The sequence below is a fragment of the Agrobacterium sp. ST15.13.013 genome (genome assembly GCF_027956525.1).
GTDB classification, from domain to species: Bacteria; Pseudomonadota; Alphaproteobacteria; order Rhizobiales; family Rhizobiaceae; genus Agrobacterium; species Agrobacterium salinitolerans.
The window spans coordinates 1-419 of record NZ_JAQKGP010000107.1; the positions used below are offsets into that span (position 1 = coordinate 1).

Below are 419 nucleotides of genomic sequence, written 5' to 3' on the forward strand. Positions count from 1 at the left end.
ATCCGGGATAAAAATTATGTCAGCTGAGACCTCCACTTCTTCCGCATCCTTCAACAGGGCAAACAAAACACGGCACGTTTCCCTTGCTGCGGCAGTTACCCTGCTGGCCGGGCTGAGCGCCGGCGCGGTTTTGGCTCAGACAGCATCCGAACCCCAGGCCCAGCCTGCACCTCAGGCGGAAACGGTTCAGCCTGCCCAGCCGCCGGTGGAAACTCCCGCGACGCCAAGCGCTCCGGCGCTCCAGCCTGTCACCCCGCCTTCCGCAACCACACCGGAACAGCCGGCTGCCACACCCGCCCAGCCGCCATCGAACCAGCCTGCACCCGCTCAGTCCACATCTGAAGGTGCTGCGCCGCAGCCGACGCAGACCGAGCAGCCGCCTCAGGCGAACGGAACACTTGCGCCGAACGAAGTCTCTA

At 64.7% G+C, this 419-nt stretch carries 1 pseudogene; it reads left to right on the forward strand.

Annotated features, from left to right (window positions below):
* Positions 1 to 16: 16 nt before the first annotated feature.
* Positions 17 to 419: pseudogene (locus PL597_RS26100) on the forward strand (tonB-system energizer ExbB); the annotation flags it as partial.